General features: G+C 74.4%; 2 protein-coding genes and 1 pseudogene. 1 reads left to right on the top strand and 2 read right to left on the bottom strand.

The window, feature by feature from the left end; translation table 11 throughout:
• Both ACLEQD_RS42645 and ACLEQD_RS42640 read right to left on the bottom strand, forming a co-directional pair.
• Positions 1-296: pseudogene (locus ACLEQD_RS42645) on the bottom strand (ArsR family transcriptional regulator); the annotation flags it as partial.
• Positions 293-1,432: an aminotransferase class V-fold PLP-dependent enzyme gene (locus tag ACLEQD_RS42640; RefSeq protein WP_410391686.1), complete on the bottom strand. Its 1,140-nt coding sequence runs from the start codon at positions 1,430-1,432 to the stop codon at positions 293-295. The gene ACLEQD_RS42640 and the pseudogene ACLEQD_RS42645, both read right to left, overlap by 4 nt.
• A gap of 167 nt (positions 1,433-1,599) precedes the next feature.
• Between ACLEQD_RS42640 and ACLEQD_RS42635 the strand changes: the two genes are divergently transcribed.
• Positions 1,600-1,814, top strand: a 215-nt coding sequence (locus tag ACLEQD_RS42635) for a hypothetical protein (protein ID WP_410391685.1), incomplete at its 3' end; no start/stop codon positions are given.

The following is a 1,814-nucleotide window of genomic DNA, read 5'->3' as shown; positions in this document are numbered from 1 at the left end:
GCCGCGCGCAGGCCGGGCGCGCCGCGGTAGCGCGCCGCCTCCAGCGCGTCGGACGTCTGCTCGCGCTGCACCAGCCCCAGGCTCTCCAGGCAGTCGAGGAACTTGTAGAGCCGCTTGGGCACCAGGCCGTGCTTCGCCGACAGCTCGCCCAGCGTCACGGGCCCGGGCTCCAGCGCGTCCAGCAGCCCCAGGTTCAGGGCCGTCTCCACGACGTCCAGCGCGCGGGCGCCGTTGAACAGCAGGTGCAGCAGGGCGCGGGGCGAGGGCGCCTCGCGGGTGAAGGGGGCCGTGCTCATGCGGACTCCTGGCGCTGCTCTTCGAGGAGCGCGTCCATGAAGGCGTCCACTTCCTCGGGCGTGTTGTAGAAGTGCGGCGCCGCGCGCAGGAAGCCCCGGTGGCTGCAGATGAAGCCGCGCGCCACCAGCCGCTGCGTCACCTGGGCGTCGCCCGGGAAGCGCAGCGCCACCACGCCGCCCCGCCGGTGCGGCTCGCGCGGCGTCACCACGTGCAGGCCCGCCTGGTCCGCGCGGGCCATCAGCCGGTCCGTGAGCTTCAGCGAGTGCGCGCGCACCGCTTCCATGCCCACGCCCTTGAGCAGCTCCAGGCCGGGACGGGACAGCAGCACCATCAGCGGCGCGGGCGTGCCGCCCATCATCCGCCGCGCGTCCGGCGCGTAGTCCGCCGTCTCCTGGAAGGCCAGCGGCGAGGCTCCGGCCAGCCACCCGGTGGCCGCGGGCCTCAGCGTGGGCAGGAGGCCCGGGCGCACGTACATGAAGGCGGCCTCGGAGCCGCCCAGCCACTTGTGCGCGCCGCCCAGGAGGAAGTCCACGTCCAGGTGGCGCACGTCCACGGGGACGGCGCCCACCGTCTGGTACGCGTCCGTGGCGATGAGCGCCCCGGCCGCGTGCGCCGCCTTCGCGATGCGCGCGACGTCCAGCACCGCGCCGGTGGCGAAGGCGCCGTGGGCGACACAGACGATGCGCGTGCGCGCGTCGATGGCCGCCTCCAGCGCGGCTTCATCCACGCGGCCGTCCTTCGACGGCACGACGACCAGCTCCGCCCCGTAGCGCGCGAAGCCCTTCCAGATGAAGGGCACCGTGGGGAACTCCAGGTCGGTGACGACGACGCGGCGGCGCTCTCCGGTGAACTCCAGGCACGAGGCCAGGCGCGACAGGTGCGCGCTCAGGTTCGTATCCAGCGCCACGGAGCCGGCGGGCGCGCCGATGAGGCCCGCCACGCCGTCCGCGTACGCCTGCATCTGGGACAGCCACGTGTCCCAGGTGTCATCGCGCCACGCGCGCATCGTGTTCCAGTACTGCGCCAGCACGCCCTCCACCGCCCGGGGCAGCGCCCCGGTGGAGTTGCTGTTGAGGTACGTGCAGGTCTGGAGCAGCGGGTACTCCGCGCGAAGAGCTCCCGGGAGTGCCGCCACGGTCACGGCAGTCTCCGCAGCTCCTGGGCGTGGGCGTACGCCGACGCATGCGCGGCGTGCGAATGCGTGTGCGGACCATGAGGCGCCGGAGCGTGGGCCACCGGGGCATGTGGCCCATGCGCCACCGGAGCGTGAGGCTGAGCGTGAGCCACCGGAGCGTGAGGCCCGTGAGCCACCGGAGCATGCGGCCCGTGGGCCACCGGAGCGTGCGGCTGAGCGTGAGCCACCAGAGCATGCGGCCCGTGGGCCACTGGCGCGTGCGGCACCGGAGCGTGAGGAGCATGGGCCGCCACGTGGGCCGGAGCAGGCTGGGCGTGAGCCGCCACGTGGGCCGGAGCAGGCTGCGCGTGGGCCGTCATGACGTGCGCCGGAGCAGGCTGCG

The sequence above is a fragment of the Corallococcus sp. 4LFB genome (assembly GCF_046520365.1).
GTDB lineage: Bacteria > Myxococcota > Myxococcia > Myxococcales > Myxococcaceae > Corallococcus > Corallococcus caeni.
This window is presented reverse-complemented; position numbering and strand designations above follow the sequence as displayed.